The organism is Pseudobutyrivibrio ruminis AD2017, from assembly GCF_000424305.1.
Classification (GTDB): Bacteria; Bacillota; Clostridia; order Lachnospirales; family Lachnospiraceae; genus Pseudobutyrivibrio; species Pseudobutyrivibrio ruminis_B.
Genome location: NZ_AUJQ01000007.1, coordinates 171,476 through 188,580, shown reverse-complemented (window position 1 = coordinate 188,580; position 17,105 = coordinate 171,476). Strand labels below are relative to the sequence as shown.

Below are 17,105 nucleotides of genomic sequence, written 5' to 3'. Positions count from 1 at the left end.
GGGTGTAAATGATACTATTTAAATGACATCTTTTGAGCATTTAAATATTGAAATTTGCAGGGGTATAAAAAAGCCCTCCGAGAAAATCCCGAAGGGCCATATATCAATTATAACTTCCAACCAAAATGTTTCTCAACTATGGCTACAGTGTCATTGACACTTCTTAGTGTATCTCTCTCAAGCCAAAAGAATTCACTATTTTTAATATCATTGTATGGTTCCATATTTAATTCATACAATGTCTGAGTGCATAATCTTTTAGCCTTCTCATAGTCAGTTGCGCTATGGATGAAATCACTGAAATCTTGATGATCTGGTCTATCACAATATGTCTCAACCAAATCCGATGGATCTGTTATCATGAATGCTACTCTGGATGAATCTGAAAACTGTTTTATCTGGTCCATAGTAAAATGACAATCACAAATAACTTTTCCTTTTTGAGAAAGCTTTATCAAATCTAAGATAATAAAATCTAGCTGCTCTCTTAGATTTCCCATAAGCCAAGCTTTATATTCTTCAACACTTCTTCCAAAAAATTCATCAGCATCTCGAAACTCTTTCAGCATATTAGGCTGATGTGCTTCATCTGCAATACCCTGATATGTTGGGAACATTTCATCTATATCGTATACAGGTAGTCCATACTTTTTTCCTAATGCTCTTGATACTGTAGTTTTTCCTCCACATGGTGTACCTGTAATAAAATATACGTTACTTAAATACTCTTTTATTATATTGTCTTGAAATACCATTTCTAGTTATCTCCTTAATGTAAATAGTTAGTTGTTCTTGATAACAAGGCACGAAACTATTTATCTAAGGTTTCATGCCTATTAGATATTTCTTAACTTTAAAAACATTACCATATTCCTATTCCTCCTTTTTTGAAATTTGTAGATTATTATATCATATACTATTTTATAAAACTAGTTTATACTCAAAATCCCATTTTCCCTTTACTTTGGATGTAAACTCTGCCTTACCAGAGTAAATGCCATTAAATAAACCAATATGGAATTTGTAACACATTTTCTCTTAATGCACCTGGCATAGAGCACATGCACACAACAGCTCCTGTCCCTCGTTTTTTTTCAGGTATTGTGTCTAATATCTGAAACGCCGAGGGCATATCAGCAGAGACATTACTGCTTTGCTTGATCCTCTAACAATAAGTATGCCTGATATTTATGTGGAATTGTTTAAAAAATTCTAAGCTTCTATCAAGCTTCCAATTTTTGTCTTAAGAATTGTTTTCCTTAAGCTATTGTTCAAATAATAAATATTTTCCTTTTCTATATTGGGAACAATACAGCTATCATCCCAGCCATACATTTTGCACAGTGCTCTGTTGAAAGCATAATGCGATATAGGCTCATCTTCAGAAATATTAATTATTCCGGAGTAATTATTTGAGATTAATTCGATTATTGCATCAGCTAAATCATTGACATTCACAATGCTAAAAATGATATTTGTGGCTCTTACATATTCTTCATTAGATTCAATATGTTCTTTTAATATAAGGCTCCTGTTATCCATTATTTCTAAAGGATTGATTCCGTAAATACTTCCTGGGCGAACAATGCAGTAATTTGGAAGCTTTTTTATGTTCTGCTCAGATTTAATCTTTCCATTGAAATAATGGTGATTATAGCTTGTTTCATCTCTCAATAATGGTTTCACATCTTCGGACATATTTGGCTCATAGGCAACCGATGTAGATATAAAAATAAATCTAATGTCACCAATGGCTTCGTAAAGAATTGGCATTACATTTTCTGCAATTTCTTCTTCCTGCTCGTGATTCATTATGGACCAAATAATAACATCAGGTTTATAGCTATTAACAAGATGTAGAAGGCTATCTACATCAAAAACATCCTGTTTTATTAGATTGGTATTATTTGTATTTTTGTTGCATGTACCTAAAACATCATTCCCTAAATTTTTTAGCTTGAAATAAATAGTTCCGCCAAGAAATCCACTGGCCCCTAAAATTAAAGTTTTCATTTTGTGCTCCATAATAGTTTCGATATGAGAAAAGTTGATTTGTAATTAGATTATAATTATATTATACAAATTGTATGGAGTATACTGATATCGCAAAGATAAGCAGTTAAATAAAAAGCCCTCCGAGGAAATCCTCGAAGGGCATAATTTTAAAATTTGGGTTGGGCTGTTCGCTCGAAATTACTCGATGATTGTAGCAACACGACCAGAACCTACTGTTCTACCACCCTCACGATTCTCTCCATAGTTTTTCGTAATTACAAATGGTGTATTTTCAGTGTTTCTTTTGATGTGATTATTCATATTCGCATCAATTTTTATGGTTTTTAAGATTTTTAGAACCAGAACAGTACCAGAGCATAACAAATTACTTAACGCATTCTATTTCTTTAGCAATTACTCCATAGCTATAGTAATCAAAATATTTCGTAGCTTGCTTCTTTTTTATCTTTTCGACTGTAGCTTCACCCGGTTCAAAATTATAACCAAAACCATATACTTCTCTGTCCTCTATTTGGCCATATATAACGACTAAGTCACCTGGTTCAAATTTACTATCATCATGAAATACTACACTATCAAATTCATACTGCACAGGTAAAATCTCATATTCTTTATTATAATAGTATATTTGGTTAGATGTATCATTTAATTTTTCATCCGATTTAATATCTCCTGTAATTTTATTTTTATCACTATATAAATACATTACATGATAACCGCCAAATCCGTCTCCATCACTCGAATAATAGCCATATAAAATAACTTCATTACCCTCTATTCCAGGACAATAATTGAACACTTCATCAATTCCCATGCTTTCCGCACTATCAATGTTTTCAAGATAGCATTTATGATCATTTTTATGAATTTCACTGACTAACTCTTCCAGAGATAACTGTGCTTTTTCTTTATATAATTCTTCTACTTTTCGCATTGGAATTGCATAATTAATATTTTGTATCGTTTCACTCGAATATCCAGAACTTGTCACCCCTATCGCTCTATAATTTGAGTCCAATAATACTCCTCCGCTACTACCTGGTGATATTGGAGCAGAAATTTGAATCATGTCTAATCGTCCCTCTGAATCATAGCTCAATTCACTTATCAATCCGTCTGAAATAGTATTTTTTATTCCTATAGGTGATCCAATTGTATACACCTTATCTCCTTTATTAATCTTTTCAGTCTCAAATTCAATTGGATTTAACCCTGTTTCCCCTTCAACTCCAAGAATTGCCAAATCTTCTTCTTCAGAATAAGCATACAAGGTACTTATATCATAATTCGCTTCTGTAGATGTCTCTATATACAAACTATGCCCAAGCGCTAGAACATGATAATTAGTAACTAAAGTTTTTGAATCATATATTGCAAAACCTGATCCAGTAGCAACTTCCTTTCCATTTGCATCTAAACAATGTATTTTAAATACGGATTTTTCTATATCACTTAAGTCTTTGCTATTATTGCTACTTATCTTAAAAAAGACTAATACACCAATAATAGCTAATATTGCTATCACAAGAAGTATAATCCACAATCTATTCTTCTTGCCGCCAGACCTACTTTCTATTGTTAATGGCGCGCCACAATTAGGACAACTACTAGCCTTATCCGATATTTCTTTTCCGCACTCAGGACATTTTATTAATGCCATTCTACCCCTCCAAAATCATCTGTATATACATATCATATTTATCTAGGCTTACTTCAATATACGACTCAAGAGTTCCAAAAATACTAGCATCAAGTTCAATCATTATTTGATCTAGTGTTATTATTGCGTTAATCGCATTCTCAGTTATTGGCACTGGTTTTTCATACATATCAGCATGTGCCACAAATTGATTTCTAAAATCTTTCACATCTTTTTCGTATTTTTGAAATTCATCCTCGGTTATCCCAAACATAGACTGTAATTTTTCAATAAATTTTTTTCGTTCTATGTACTTTTCAAAATGTAGACTATTATTATTACGAGACCCAAAAATTTGGCAAAAAATCATGTAAAACATCTCCAAATTAGCATCTGATGTTATTACTAGGAATTCTCTCTTCTCTACTTCAATTATATTTTCAACCTTACCCCTTATCGCTTTATATACCAAAAAGTGTTCCACGCATCTATGAAGTTGAGCTGCCAATCTATAAAGGCTGTTTTCATCTTGCATTAACTATTCTTCTCCTTTTTTAGTATCCTTTACGTGTAAATTATAATACTAAATTAAGAATAAATTATAAAAATCTTCATTGTTACATGTAGCTTTTTTATTGACATGCAAAAGTATGTTCTTTATAATCTCATTCAGTGCTACCATTCACGGTAGGCGGTTAGTCCTTCACTCGGAGGACTGTGACCTCCGTTTATATAGAGATTTCAATCTCCCATTGGGAGAAATCTTTACTGGAGGACTTGCGTATGCTAACAACCACTGACCTTATCGCAGTCATTGGACTGTGTGCGACTTTCTATAGTCTTGGTTACGTGCGAGGTAAGCATGATGCCAAGATACAAAAATAACCGCCCGAGCCTGACAAACTGAGCGGTTATTTTTAATTGCTTTATTGTTTTGGGCTAACCGTCTATCGGTAGCACTCTTTATATATAAATTTTAACATCTATAGCTTATTTCGTCAAATAAAAAAGCCCTCCGAGGAAATCCTCGAAGGGCATAATTTTATAATTTGGGTTGGGCTGTTCGCTCGAAATTATTCGATGATTGTAGCAACACGACCAGAACCTACTGTTCTACCACCCTCACGGATAGCGAATGTAAGACCCTGCTCCATAGCGATTGGGTGGATGAGCTCGATTGTCATCTCTACGTTATCGCCAGGCATGCACATCTCTGTACCTGCTGGAAGCTCGCAAACACCTGTAACGTCTGTTGTTCTGAAGTAGAACTGTGGACGATAGTTGTTGAAGAATGGAGTATGACGACCACCTTCATCCTTTGTAAGAACGTAAACCTGAGCTGTAAACTTTGTGTGGCATGTTACAGTACCTGGCTTAGCAAGTACCTGTCCACGCTGGATCTGATCACGGTTAACACCACGAAGAAGTGCACCGATGTTATCACCAGCCTGTGCCTCGTCAAGAAGCTTACGGAACATCTCGATACCAGTTACAACAGTCTTCTGTGTATCTTCCTTGATACCGATGATTTCAAGTTCGTCGTTAAGGTGAAGAACACCACGCTCTACTCTACCTGTAGCAACAGTACCACGACCTGTGATTGTGAATACGTCCTCTACTGGCATAAGGAATGGCTTATCTGTCTCACGCTGTGGATCTGGGATGTAAGAATCAACAGTATCCATAAGTTCCATGATCTTGTCGCCCCACTCACCGTTTGGATCCTCAAGAGCCTTAAGAGCTGAACCCTTAATGATTGGGCAATCATTGAAGTCGTACTCTTCAAGCTGCTCTGTAACTTCCATCTCTACGAGCTCGATAAGCTCCTCATCGTCAACCATATCACACTTGTTAAGGAATACAACGATGTAAGGTACACCTACCTGACGAGAAAGAAGGATGTGCTCCTTTGTCTGAGCCATAACACCGTCAGTTGCAGCTACTACAAGGATAGCGCCATCCATCTGAGCAGCACCAGTGATCATGTTCTTTACATAATCAGCATGGCCTGGGCAGTCAACGTGTGCGTAATGTCTCTTCTCTGTCTGATACTCAACGTGAGCTGTAGAAATTGTGATACCTCTTTCACGCTCTTCTGGAGCCTTATCGATGTTCTCGAAATCTACCTTTGCGTTACCAGCAACACGCTCAGCAAGTACCTTTGTGATAGCTGCTGTAAGTGTTGTTTTACCGTGATCTACGTGTCCGATAGTACCAATGTTACAATGTGGTTTGCTTCTGTCAAAATGCTCTTTTGCCATTTTTTAAAATCCTCCTTAAATTAGTGCCCCAAAATGGGCATAGTTAGTTCTAAACTCTCAGTACTTTCGATTATATCGAAAGTACTAAGGTTTTTCAACTATTTTCATTTATTAATAACCAATAGGCTATTACTTAGAGTGATTAGAGATAATCTGCTCCTGTACGTTCTTTGGAACTGGCTCATACTTCTCGAAGAACATTGAGTAGTTACCACGTCCCTGTGTAGATGAACGAAGCTCTGTTGAGTATCCGAACATCTCTGCAAGTGGAACAAGTGCTCTAACAATCTTACCGCCGCCAAGGTCATCCATAGACTGGATCTGACCACGCTTAGCGTTAAGAGAACCGATTACATCACCCATGTATTCCTCAGGCATAGTAACTTCAACCTTCATGATAGGCTCAAGAAGAACTGGAGCTGCCTTAGCCATAGCTTCCTTGAAACACATTGAACCAGCAATGTGGAATGCCATTTCTGATGAATCGACTTCATGGTATGAACCATCATATACGTCTGCTTCAACACCAAGTACAGGGAATCCGCAAAGGATACCAGCCTTAGCTGCTTCCTCGATACCCTCACCAACAGATGGGATGTATTCCTTAGGAATAGCACCACCAACTACTGAAGACTTAAATCTGAATGTCTCTTCAGCGTTAGCATCAATTGGAGTAAATCTAACCTTACAATGACCGTACTGACCACGTCCACCAGACTGCTTAGCATACTTGTATTCCTGATCAACTGCCTTTGTAAATGTTTCCTTATATGCAACCTGAGGTGCACCAACGTTAGCCTCAACCTTGAACTCCCTAAGAAGACGATCAACAATGATTTCAAGGTGAAGCTCACCCATACCAGCGATGATAGTCTGGCCTGTCTCCTGATCAGTATGCTGACGGAATGTTGGATCCTCTTCAGCAAGCTTAGCAAGAGCTTCGCCCATCTTCTGCTGTCCAGCCTTAGTCTTAGGCTCGATAGCAAGCTCGATAACTGGCTCTGGGAATTCCATAGACTCAAGGATTACTGGATGCTGCTCATCGCAGATTGTATCACCAGTTGTTGTAAACTTAAGACCTACAACAGCTGCGATATCACCAGAGTAAACCTTGTCTAACTCTGTACGCTTGTTAGCGTGCATCTGAAGAATACGACCTACACGCTCCTTCTTATCCTTTGTAGCGTTGAGGCAGTATGAACCTGAGTTCAATGTACCTGAATATACACGGATAAATGCGAGCTTTCCAACGAATGGATCAGCCATAATCTTGAATGCAAGAGCTGCAAATGGCTCATCATCAGATGAATGCTTAACAACTTCGTTGCCATCAAGGTCTACACCTCTAATAGCTGGTACGTCTGTAGGAGCTGGCATATACTCAAGGATAGCATCAAGAAGCTTCTGAACACCCTTGTTTCTATATGCAGAACCACAGCATACTGGGATAGCCTTACATTCGCAAGTAGCCTTACGAAGTACAGCCTTTAACTCATCTACTGAAGGCTCCTCACCCTCAAGATAAGCCATCATAAGATCATCATCTAACTCACAGATCTTCTCAACGAGTTCTGTGTGATAAAGCTCAGCATCCTCTGCCATATCAGCTGGGATGTCTGTGATAGAGATATCATCGCCCTTATCATCGTTATAGATGTATGCCTGCATCTCGAAAAGATCGATGATTCCCTTGAAATCATCTTCCTTACCGATTGGAAGCTGAAGAACGATAGCGTTCTTCTTTAATCTATCACGGATCTGATCAACAGCTCCGTAGAAGTTTGCACCAAGGATATCCATCTTATTGATGAATGCCATTCTTGGTACGTTATATGTGTCAGCCTGTCTCCAAACATTCTCTGACTGTGGCTCAACGCCACCCTTTGCACAGAAGACACCAACGGCGCCATCAAGTACACGAAGGGAACGCTCAACCTCAACAGTGAAATCTACGTGGCCTGGTGTATCAATGATGTTGATACGGTGCTCAAGAGCACCCTTCTTAGGCTTGCAGTTTTCCTGCTCAGTCCAGTGACATGTTGTAGCAGCTGAAGTGATTGTGATACCACGCTCTGCTTCCTGCTCCATCCAGTCCATGGTTGCAGTTCCTTCGTGAGTATCACCGATCTTGTAGTTTACACCAGTATAGTAAAGAATACGCTCTGTAAGTGTAGTCTTTCCGGCATCGATATGAGCCATAATACCAATATTTCTGGTACGCTCAAGTGGATATTCTCTTTCTGCCACTGTTTGCCCCTCCTATTAGAATCTGTAATGAGCAAATGCCTTATTAGCCTCTGCCATTCTATGCATTTCTTCTTTTCTCTTTACAGCTGAACCTGTGTTACCAGCTGCATCCATAATCTCGTTAGCAAGACGCTCTTCCATTGTCTTCTCAGTACGTGTACGTGAGAACATTGTGAGCCATCTAAGGCCAAGGGCCTGACGACGATCTGGTCTAACCTCGATAGGTACCTGATATGTAGCACCACCGATACGTCTAGCCTTTACCTCGAGTACAGGCATAACGTTGTTCATAGCTTCTTCGAAAACCTCAAGTGCAGGCTTTCCAGTCTTTTCTGCGACTTTGTCAAATGCACCATATACAATCTTCTGAGCTACACCCTTCTTACCATCAAGCATGATGTTGTTGATAAGCTTTGTAACTACCTTGCTATTGTATATAGGATCTGCCAAAACGTCTCTCTTTTGAGTATGTCCTTTTCTTGGCACGATACTTCCCTCCTTAACTAAAATTTGTTAGATCAACGGTACTCACATTTAATTACTATGTGTTCATGCGCTATTTATTCTATAGAGAAAAAATAACAACATTAACCAAAGTTTATGTGATATACAATAAAAATATTAAGCCATTACGCTATTTTACTTAGCGTCCTTAGGTCTCTTAGCGCCGTACTTTGAACGTCCCTGCTTGCGGTTAGCAACGCCGGCTGTATCAAGAGTACCTCTGATTACATGATAACGTGTACCAGGTAAATCCTTAACACGACCACCACGAATCAAAACAACGCTATGCTCCTGAAGATTGTGACCCTCGCCTGGAATGTAAGATGTTACTTCGATTCCGTTTGAAAGACGAACTCTGGCAATCTTTCTAAGAGCTGAGTTAGGCTTCTTAGGTGTAGCTGTCTTAACAGCTGTACATACACCACGCTTCTGTGGAGAAGAAGTGTTAGTAGGCTTCTTCTTAAGAGAGTTATAACCTCTCTGAAGTGCTGGTGCTGTAGACTTCTTAACAGATGTCTGACGACCTTTTCTAACTAGCTGGTTGAATGTTGGCATTCTTTTTTACCTCCTAATTTATTTCTTCGCATGCAAATGAGTATAGTTATCCTATTAGCGCATGCTAGAACATTATATTTCCTAAAAATTAATATGTCAAGATTAAAAATGTGAAAAAATGGCCTTAGCAATTTGCTAAGGCCATTCATTATTTACAAATTATTCTACATCAACAAGGTCTTCTGCTAATTCTTCTTCAGCATTTTCCTTCTCACGTGCTTCACGAGCTGCCTGAGCCTCTGCTAACTGATTATCAGTTGAAAGAGGAATGTTAGAATATCTCTTCATACCTGTACCAGCTGGGATTAAGCGACCGATGATAACGTTCTCTTTAAGTCCGTTAAGTGGATCAATCTTACCCTTGATAGCTGCATCAGTAAGAACCTTTGTTGTCTCCTGGAATGAAGCTGCTGAGAGGAATGAGTTAGTAGCAAGGGCTGCCTTTGTGATACCAAGAAGTTCCTGTGTACCAGTAGCTGGCTCCTTACCCTCTGCCTCCATTTTCTCGTTAGCATCTTCAAAATCAAGCCAATCAACAAGTGAACCTGGCATAAATCCTGTATCACCTGCTTCGTCAACTCTGATTCTCTTAAGCATCTGACGGCAAAGTACTTCGATATGCTTATCGTTGATATCAACACCCTGTAAACGGTATACACGCTGAACCTCACGGATTAAGTAATCCTGAACAGCTGACTTACCCTTGATTGCAAGGATATCATGTGGATTTACAGAACCTTCTGTAAGCTCATCACCAGCTTCAAGTTCCTGTCCTGAGAGAACCTTAATACGTGAACCGTAAGGGATTAAGTATTTCTCTACATCGCCTGTCTCAGAGTTTGTAACAACAACTTCTCTCTTCTTTGTCTTAGAGTCTTCTTCAATAGAAACTGTACCAGCAATCTCTGTGATGATAGCAAGTCCCTTAGGCTTTCTAGCCTCGAAAAGCTCCTCGACACGAGGAAGACCCTGAGTAATATCGTTACCAGCAACACCACCAGTATGGAAAGTTCTCATAGTAAGCTGTGTACCTGGCTCACCGATAGACTGTGCAGCGATGATACCGATTGCTTCACCGACCTGTACGGCACGACCTGAAGCCATGTTAGCACCATAACACTTAGCACAAACACCAACATGTGAACGACAGTTAAGTACGTTTCTAATCTTAACCCTCTTAATTGGCTGTCCCTTCTCATCAACACCACGCTCGATGATTGCAGCTGCACGCTTAGGTGTAATCATATGATTTGCCTTAACAATCATTTCGCCGTTAGCATCGTAGATAGAGTAGCAAGAGAATCTACCTGTGATACGGTCCTTAAGAGACTCAATCTCTTCACGACCATCCATGAATGCGTATACCCACATACCAGGGATTTCTCTGTCTGTTCCAGCAACACAGTCAGACTCACGGATGATAAGTTCCTGAGCAACGTCAACCATTCGACGTGTTAAGTATCCTGAATCGGCTGTACGAAGAGCTGTATCAGAAAGACCCTTACGAGCACCATGAGCTGACATGAAGTACTCAAGTACATCAAGACCCTCACGGAAGTTTGACTTAATAGGAAGCTCGATAGTCTTACCTGTTGTATCAGCCATCAAACCACGCATACCTGCAAGCTGTTTGATCTGCTTTTCAGAACCACGGGCACCTGAGTCAGCCATCATGAAGATGTTGTTGTACTTATCAAGACCATCAAGAAGGTCCTTAGTAAGCTCATCATCAGTCTCTTTCCATGTATCTACAACTTCACGATAACGCTCTTCTTCAGTAATAAGACCACGCTTGTACTGACGAGTAATCTTATCAACTGTCTCTTCAGCATGTGCAATAAGCTCTGGCTTCTGAGCAGGAACTGTCATATCTGAAATTGAAACTGTCATGGCAGCGATTGTTGAGTAGTGGTAACCCATTGCCTTGATATCATCAAGAACTTCTGCTGTCTTTGTAGCTCCGTGTGTATTAATAACTTTTTCAAGAATCTGCTTTAACTGCTTCTTACCAACGTGGAAGTCTACCTCTGGTACAAGCTCATTCTCAGGCTTTGTACGATCTACGTAGCCAAGATCCTGTGGAATGATCTCGTTAAAGAGAAGTCTACCAAGTGTTGATGAAACATTACCTGTTACTACTGTACCATCAGCATGTGTCTTAGAAACACGAACTGTGATACGAGCATGCATTGTAAGAGCCTTGTTCTCGTATGCAAGAATTGCTTCGTTAAGGTTCTTAAATACCTTACCCTCACCTGGCTCTTCTCTATTATCACCTACTGTAGTACCACGCTCCTGTGTAAGGTAGTAAATACCAAGTACCATATCCTGTGAAGGAACGGCTACAGGACCACCGTCTGAAGGCTTAAGTAAGTTGTTAGGAGAGAGAAGCATGAATCTACACTCTGCCTGAGCCTCCTGAGTAAGTGGAAGGTGAACAGCCATCTGGTCACCATCGAAATCGGCGTTGAAGGCTGTACATACAAGTGGATGAAGCTTGATAGCTCTACCTTCTACAAGGATAGGCTCGAAAGCCTGAATACCAAGTCTATGAAGTGTAGGAGCACGGTTAAGCATAACTGGATGCTCTTTAATGACATCTTCAAGGATGTCCCAAACCTCTGGCTCAAACTTCTCTACCATCTTCTTAGCGTACTTAATGTTGTGTGCCATTCCGTTGCCAACAAGCTCCTTCATAACGAAAGGCTTGAAGAGCTCGAGAGCCATCTCCTTTGGAAGACCACACTGATAAATCTTAAGTTCTGGTCCAACGACGATAACTGAACGACCTGAGTAGTCAACACGCTTACCAAGAAGGTTCTGTCTGAATCGACCAGACTTACCCTTAAGCATGTCTGAAAGTGACTTAAGTGGTCTGTTACCAGGACCTGTAACTGGACGTCCTCTACGACCATTATCGATAAGAGCATCAACAGCTTCCTGAAGCATACGCTTTTCGTTACGTACGATGATATCAGGAGCACCAAGCTCTAACAATCTACGAAGACGGTTATTTCTGTTGATAATACGACGGTATAAGTCGTTAAGGTCAGATGTGGCAAAACGGCCACCATCAAGCTGTACCATAGGACGAAGATCTGGTGGAATAACAGGGATAACTGTCATAATCATCCATTCAGGTCTGTTTCCTGACTCACGGAATGCTTCAACAACCTCAAGTCTCTTAATGATACGTGAACGCTTCTGACCAGTAGCGTTATCTAATTCAATCTGAAGTTTAGTAGCTTCCTCATCAAGGTCAATTGCCTTTAAAAGCTCCTGAATAGCTTCAGCACCCATTCCTACTCTGAAGCCGTTACCATACTGCTCTCTAGCTTCCTGGTATTCAGCCTCTGTAAGAACCTGCTTGTACATAAGAGCAGTCTCACCTGCATCAAGTACGATGTATGATGCAAAGTAGAGAACCTTCTCTAATGTCTTTGGTGATAAATCAAGGATAAGTCCCATACGAGAAGGGATACCCTTGAAATACCAAATATGTGATACTGGTGCAGCAAGTTCGATGTGACCCATACGCTCACGACGAACGCTTGCCTTTGTGATTTCAACACCACAACGGTCACAAACTACACCCTTATAACGGATTTTCTTGTACTTTCCGCAGTGGCATTCCCAGTCTTTGCTAGGTCCAAAAATCTTTTCGCAGAAAAGACCGTCCTTTTCAGGCTTCAGTGTACGATAATTGATTGTCTCTGGCTTTTTAACCTCGCCGCGAGACCACTGTCTGATCTTTTCAGGTGAAGCCAATCCAATCTGTATTGCGTCAAATGCTATTGGTTGATATGTCGCTTCTTTATTCTCTGGCATTTTCTAGCTCCCTTCCTATTTATTCCTCATCAAATTCATCTGCTACGTCAGCGAAATCTTCATCATCTTCTTCAAATGGAACATCATCCTCATCATCTACAAGATCGCCCTCTGAATCAAATTTCTTCTTAGAGAATCCGGCCTGTGCGAATGAGTTGTCATCTTCGAATGCGAAGTTTCTATCACTGCCTGCAATGATTGCATTGAGGTCTGTATTTCCATATTCACTAGTCTCCATGAGCTCAACCTCTTCACGGTTTTCATCGAGCACACGTACGTCAAGACCAAGTGACTGTAATTCCTTAAGTAATACCTTGAATGACTCAGGGATACCTGGTTCAGGGATGTTCTCACCCTTGATAATAGCTTCGTATGTCTTAACACGACCGATAACATCATCAGACTTCATTGTAAGGATTTCCTGAAGTGTATATGATGCACCGTAAGCCTCGAGGGCCCAAACTTCCATCTCTCCGAAACGCTGTCCACCGAACTGCGCTTTACCACCAAGTGGCTGCTGTGTAACAAGAGAGTAAGGACCAGTTGAACGAGCGTGGATCTTATCATCTACTAAGTGGTGGAGCTTGAGGTAATGCATGTGACCGATTGTAACTGGGCCATCAAATGGCTCACCTGTACGACCATCACGAAGCTGTACCTTACCATCACGAGAGATTGGAACACCCTTCCAAAGTGCTCTGTGTGCACGGTTTGTTGAAAGGTAATCCATAACATCCTCACGAAGGATATCTACATACTTATCGTAGAATGTCTCCTCGCCGTCTTTAGCTTCTTCCTTGTCAAATGGCATGTTTACATAGTCATTTGCAAGCTCAAGTGTATCCTGGATATCAATTTCCTTTGCACCATCAAATACTGGTGTCTCAATGTCAAATCCCAGGGCCTTTGCTGCAAGAGAAAGGTGAATCTCAAGGACCTGACCGATATTCATACGTGAAGGAACGCCCAATGGGTTAAGTACGATATCAAGTGGACGACCGTTTGGAAGATATGGCATATCTTCTACTGGAAGCACGCGGGAAACTACACCCTTGTTACCGTGACGACCGGCCATCTTATCACCAACACCGATTTTTCTCTTCTGAGCGATGTAAATACGAACTGACTTGTTTACTCCTGGAGCAAGCTCATCACCGTTTTCACGTGTGAATACCTTAGCGTCTACAACGATACCGTAAGCACCATGTGGAACACGAAGTGATGTATCACGAACTTCTCTAGCCTTCTCACCGAAGATTGCAAGAAGAAGTCTCTCTTCTGGTGTACGTTCTGTCTCACCCTTTGGTGTAACCTTACCAACAAGGATATCACCGGCACGAACCTCAGCACCGATACGGATGATACCACTCTCATCAAGATCCTTAAGAGCATCATCACCTACACCAGCAACATCACGTGTGATTTCCTCTGGTCCAAGCTTTGTATCACGAGCATCGATTTCGTACTCTTCAATATGGATAGATGTGTAAACATCATCCTGAACGAGGCGCTCTGAAAGAAGAACGGCATCCTCGTAGTTATAACCTTCCCATGTCATGAAACCGATAAGTGGGTTCTTTCCAAGGGCAAGCTCACCATTCTTTGTAGAAGGACCATCAGCGATAACCTCGCCAGCTTCTACATGGTCGCCCTTAAATACGATAGGGCGCTGGTTATAGCAGTTAGACTGGTTAGAACGTGTGAACTTGAAGAGTGTGTACTCATCTCTTGTTCCATCTTCGTCAGCCTTAACGATAATTCTGTTTGTCTCAGACATCTCAACGATACCTGCGCGCTTTGCAACTACGCAGACACCTGAATCGACAGCTGTCTTAGGTTCCATACCTGTACCAACAACTGGTGCTTCTGTAGTAAGAAGAGGAACGGCCTGACGCTGCATGTTTGAACCCATTAGGGCACGTGTAGGGTCATCGTTCTGAAGGAATGGAATAGAAGCAGTAGCAACTGAGAATACCATCTTAGGAGATACGTCCATATAATCGAACATCTTCTTATCGTATTCCTGTGTCTCCTCGCGGAAACGACCAGATACGTTCTTTCTCATGAAGTGGCCTTCTTCGTCAAGCTTGACATTAGCCTGTGCTACATGGTAGTTATCCTCTTCATCTGCTGTCATGTAAACAACTTCGTCTGTTACACGTGGGTTCTCTGGGTCAGACTTATCAATACGTCTGTATGGTGCCTCAATAAAGCCGTACTCATTGATACGAGCGTAGCTAGCGAGAGAGTTGATAAGACCGATGTTAGGTCCTTCAGGTGTCTCGATAGGGCACATACGTCCATAGTGTGAATAGTGAACGTCTCGAACCTCGAATCCGGCACGATCTCTTGAAAGACCACCAGGACCAAGTGCTGAAAGACGTCTCTTATGTGTCAACTCTGAAAGTGGGTTGTTCTGATCCATGAACTGTGACAACTGTGAACTACCAAAGAATTCCTTGATAGCAGCTGTTACAGGCTTAATGTTAATAAGGTTCTGTGGAGAGATATCCTCAAGGTCACGAGTAGTCATACGCTCACGTACAACCTTCTCAAGACGTGATAAACCAATTCTGTACTGGTTCTGTAATAACTCGCCAACAGCACGGATACGACGGTTACCAAGGTGATCGATATCATCTTCCTTACCAACACCGTACTCAAGATGCATGTTGTAGTTGATAGAAGCAAAAATATCCTCAACAGTAATGTGCTTTGGAATAAGATCTGCTACGTTTCTTTCGATAGCATCTTCGATATCTTCTTTTGTTGTGTTCTCAGAGAGAATTCTCTCAAGAACTGGGTAGTAAACAAGCTCGGTAATGCCAAGCGAAGCTGCATCACAATCAACAAACTTTGTGATGTCTACCATCATATTAGAAAGAACCTTGACATTGCGTGTCTCAGTCTGAACATATACATGTGTAACTGCAGCGTTCTGGATTTCATCAGCCTTCTCGATAGTAATCTTATCTCCAGCCTTTGCGATGATTTCACCTGTTGTTGTATCAACAACATCCTCTGCCAAAATCTGACCTGCGATACGGTTACGAAGCATAAGCTTCTTATTAAACTTATAACGACCAACCTTAGCAAGATCATAACGTCTAGGGTCAAAGAACATACCGTGGATAAGTGATTCAGCACTATCCTTAGCAAGTGGCTCACCTGGACGAAGCTTACGATATAACTCTAAAAGGCCGCCTTCATAGCTACCCTGTGGATTCTTTTCTGTGATAGAAGGATCCTTTGCAAATGTAGCAAGAATCTTTGGTTCCTCACCGAAAACATCTATAATTTCCTGGTTTGTTCCTAAACCAAGTGCACGAATAAGTACTGTAACAGGTACCTTTCTGTTACGGTCTACACGTACATAGAAAACGTCATTGGAATCTGTCTCATACTCTAACCAAGCACCACGGTTTGGAATTACAGTACAAGAATATAACTCCTTACCAATTTTATCGTGACCGATTGCATAGTAAATACCTGGTGAACGTACCAACTGGCTGACGATAACACGCTCTGCTCCATTGATTACGAATGTTCCGGTCTCAGTCATAAGTGGTAAATCACCCATAAAGATTTCGTGCTCCTGCATATCGCCGGACTCCTTGTTAACAAGGCGCACTTTCACCTTTAATGGCGCAGCATAAGTTGCATCTCTTTCCTTGCACTGTGGGATTGTATATTTCACCTCATCCTTGCACAGTGTAAAGTCAACGAAATGTAACTCAAGCTGGTTACCCCTATCCTGAATAGGAGAGATATCTGCGAATGCTTCTTTTAATCCGTCCTTAACGAACCAGTCGTAACTGTCCTTCTGGACCTCGATTAAATTAGGCATCTCAAGTACCTCTTTTTGTCTCGAGTAACTCATACGCAAGTTCTTTCCAGCTTTCACTGGACGTATTCTGTTTTTCTCCATTGACGTTCCACCTCTCATAATATTTTAAATTTGGAAAAATCTTACCTAAATCATGTGTGAAAATCTGTACATAAAAATAAGCATAGAAGTACACACTGCACCATAATAGTGCAAACTACATTCTATG

General features: G+C 40.6%; 11 protein-coding genes. All 11 read right to left on the bottom strand.

The features are described 5' to 3' along the window. Window positions 1-107: 107 nt before the first annotated feature. Window positions 108-755 carry a shikimate kinase gene (locus tag G611_RS0106510; RefSeq protein WP_028242933.1) on the bottom strand — a complete coding sequence of 216 codons (648 nt, stop codon included), beginning with the start codon at window positions 753-755 and terminating at the stop codon, window positions 108-110. A gap of 457 nt (window positions 756-1,212) precedes the next feature. Beyond that, on the bottom strand, window positions 1,213-2,013 hold the full coding sequence (locus G611_RS0106505; RefSeq protein WP_028242932.1) for an NAD-dependent epimerase/dehydratase family protein: 801 nt from the start codon (window positions 2,011-2,013) through the stop codon (window positions 1,213-1,215). Window positions 2,014-2,193: 180 nt separating this feature from the next. After that, complete coding sequence (locus G611_RS16005) at window positions 2,194-2,316, bottom strand: hypothetical protein (RefSeq protein ID WP_278244504.1); 123 nt, start codon at window positions 2,314-2,316, stop codon at window positions 2,194-2,196. A gap of 64 nt (window positions 2,317-2,380) precedes the next feature. Continuing rightward, window positions 2,381-3,676, bottom strand: a complete 1,296-nt coding sequence (locus tag G611_RS0106495) for a trypsin-like peptidase domain-containing protein (protein ID WP_028242931.1) — start codon at window positions 3,674-3,676, stop codon at window positions 2,381-2,383. Window position 3,677: 1 nt separating this feature from the next. Then, a complete protein-coding gene (locus tag G611_RS0106490) occupies window positions 3,678-4,190 on the bottom strand; it encodes a hypothetical protein (RefSeq protein ID WP_028242930.1) in 513 nt (170 codons plus the stop codon). A 538-nt stretch (window positions 4,191-4,728) separates the two neighbouring features. After that, window positions 4,729-5,916, bottom strand: coding sequence for an elongation factor Tu (gene tuf, locus G611_RS0106480; protein ID WP_028242929.1), 1,188 nt, complete (start codon window positions 5,914-5,916; stop codon window positions 4,729-4,731). Window positions 5,917-6,045: 129 nt separating this feature from the next. Then, the gene (gene fusA, locus G611_RS0106475; RefSeq protein ID WP_028242928.1) at window positions 6,046-8,163 is read right to left on the bottom strand and encodes an elongation factor G; all 2,118 of its coding nucleotides are present in this window, start codon (window positions 8,161-8,163) and stop codon (window positions 6,046-6,048) included. A 15-nt stretch (window positions 8,164-8,178) separates the two neighbouring features. Then, complete coding sequence (gene rpsG / locus G611_RS0106470) at window positions 8,179-8,649, bottom strand: 30S ribosomal protein S7 (RefSeq protein ID WP_028242927.1); 471 nt, start codon at window positions 8,647-8,649, stop codon at window positions 8,179-8,181. Window positions 8,650-8,802: 153 nt separating this feature from the next. Then, on the bottom strand, window positions 8,803-9,222 hold the full coding sequence (rpsL, locus tag G611_RS0106465; RefSeq protein ID WP_028234583.1) for a 30S ribosomal protein S12: 420 nt from the start codon (window positions 9,220-9,222) through the stop codon (window positions 8,803-8,805). Between the two features lie 159 nt (window positions 9,223-9,381). After that, on the bottom strand, window positions 9,382-13,050 hold the full coding sequence (gene rpoC, locus G611_RS0106460; protein ID WP_028242926.1) for a DNA-directed RNA polymerase subunit beta': 3,669 nt from the start codon (window positions 13,048-13,050) through the stop codon (window positions 9,382-9,384). 19 nt (window positions 13,051-13,069) lie between these two features. After that, window positions 13,070-16,978, bottom strand: a complete 3,909-nt coding sequence (locus G611_RS0106455; RefSeq protein ID WP_028242925.1) for a DNA-directed RNA polymerase subunit beta — start codon at window positions 16,976-16,978, stop codon at window positions 13,070-13,072. Window positions 16,979-17,105 lie beyond the last annotated feature (127 nt).

Coding starts and splice junctions, on each gene's coding strand:
- G611_RS0106510 (WP_028242933.1), bottom strand. CDS start 755: ATGGTATTTCAAGACAATATAATAAAAGAGTATTTAAGTAACGTATAT.
- G611_RS0106505 (WP_028242932.1), bottom strand. CDS start 2,013: ATGAAAACTTTAATTTTAGGGGCCAGTGGATTTCTTGGCGGAACTATT.
- G611_RS16005 (WP_278244504.1), bottom strand. CDS start 2,316: ATGAATAATCACATCAAAAGAAACACTGAAAATACACCATTTGTAATT.
- G611_RS0106495 (WP_028242931.1), bottom strand. CDS start 3,676: ATGGCATTAATAAAATGTCCTGAGTGCGGAAAAGAAATATCGGATAAG.
- G611_RS0106490 (WP_028242930.1), bottom strand. CDS start 4,190: ATGCAAGATGAAAACAGCCTTTATAGATTGGCAGCTCAACTTCATAGA.
- tuf (WP_028242929.1), bottom strand. CDS start 5,916: ATGGCAAAAGAGCATTTTGACAGAAGCAAACCACATTGTAACATTGGT.
- rpsL (WP_028234583.1), bottom strand. CDS start 9,222: ATGCCAACATTCAACCAGCTAGTTAGAAAAGGTCGTCAGACATCTGTT.
- rpoC (WP_028242926.1), bottom strand. CDS start 13,050: ATGCCAGAGAATAAAGAAGCGACATATCAACCAATAGCATTTGACGCA.
- G611_RS0106455 (WP_028242925.1), bottom strand. CDS start 16,978: ATGGAGAAAAACAGAATACGTCCAGTGAAAGCTGGAAAGAACTTGCGT.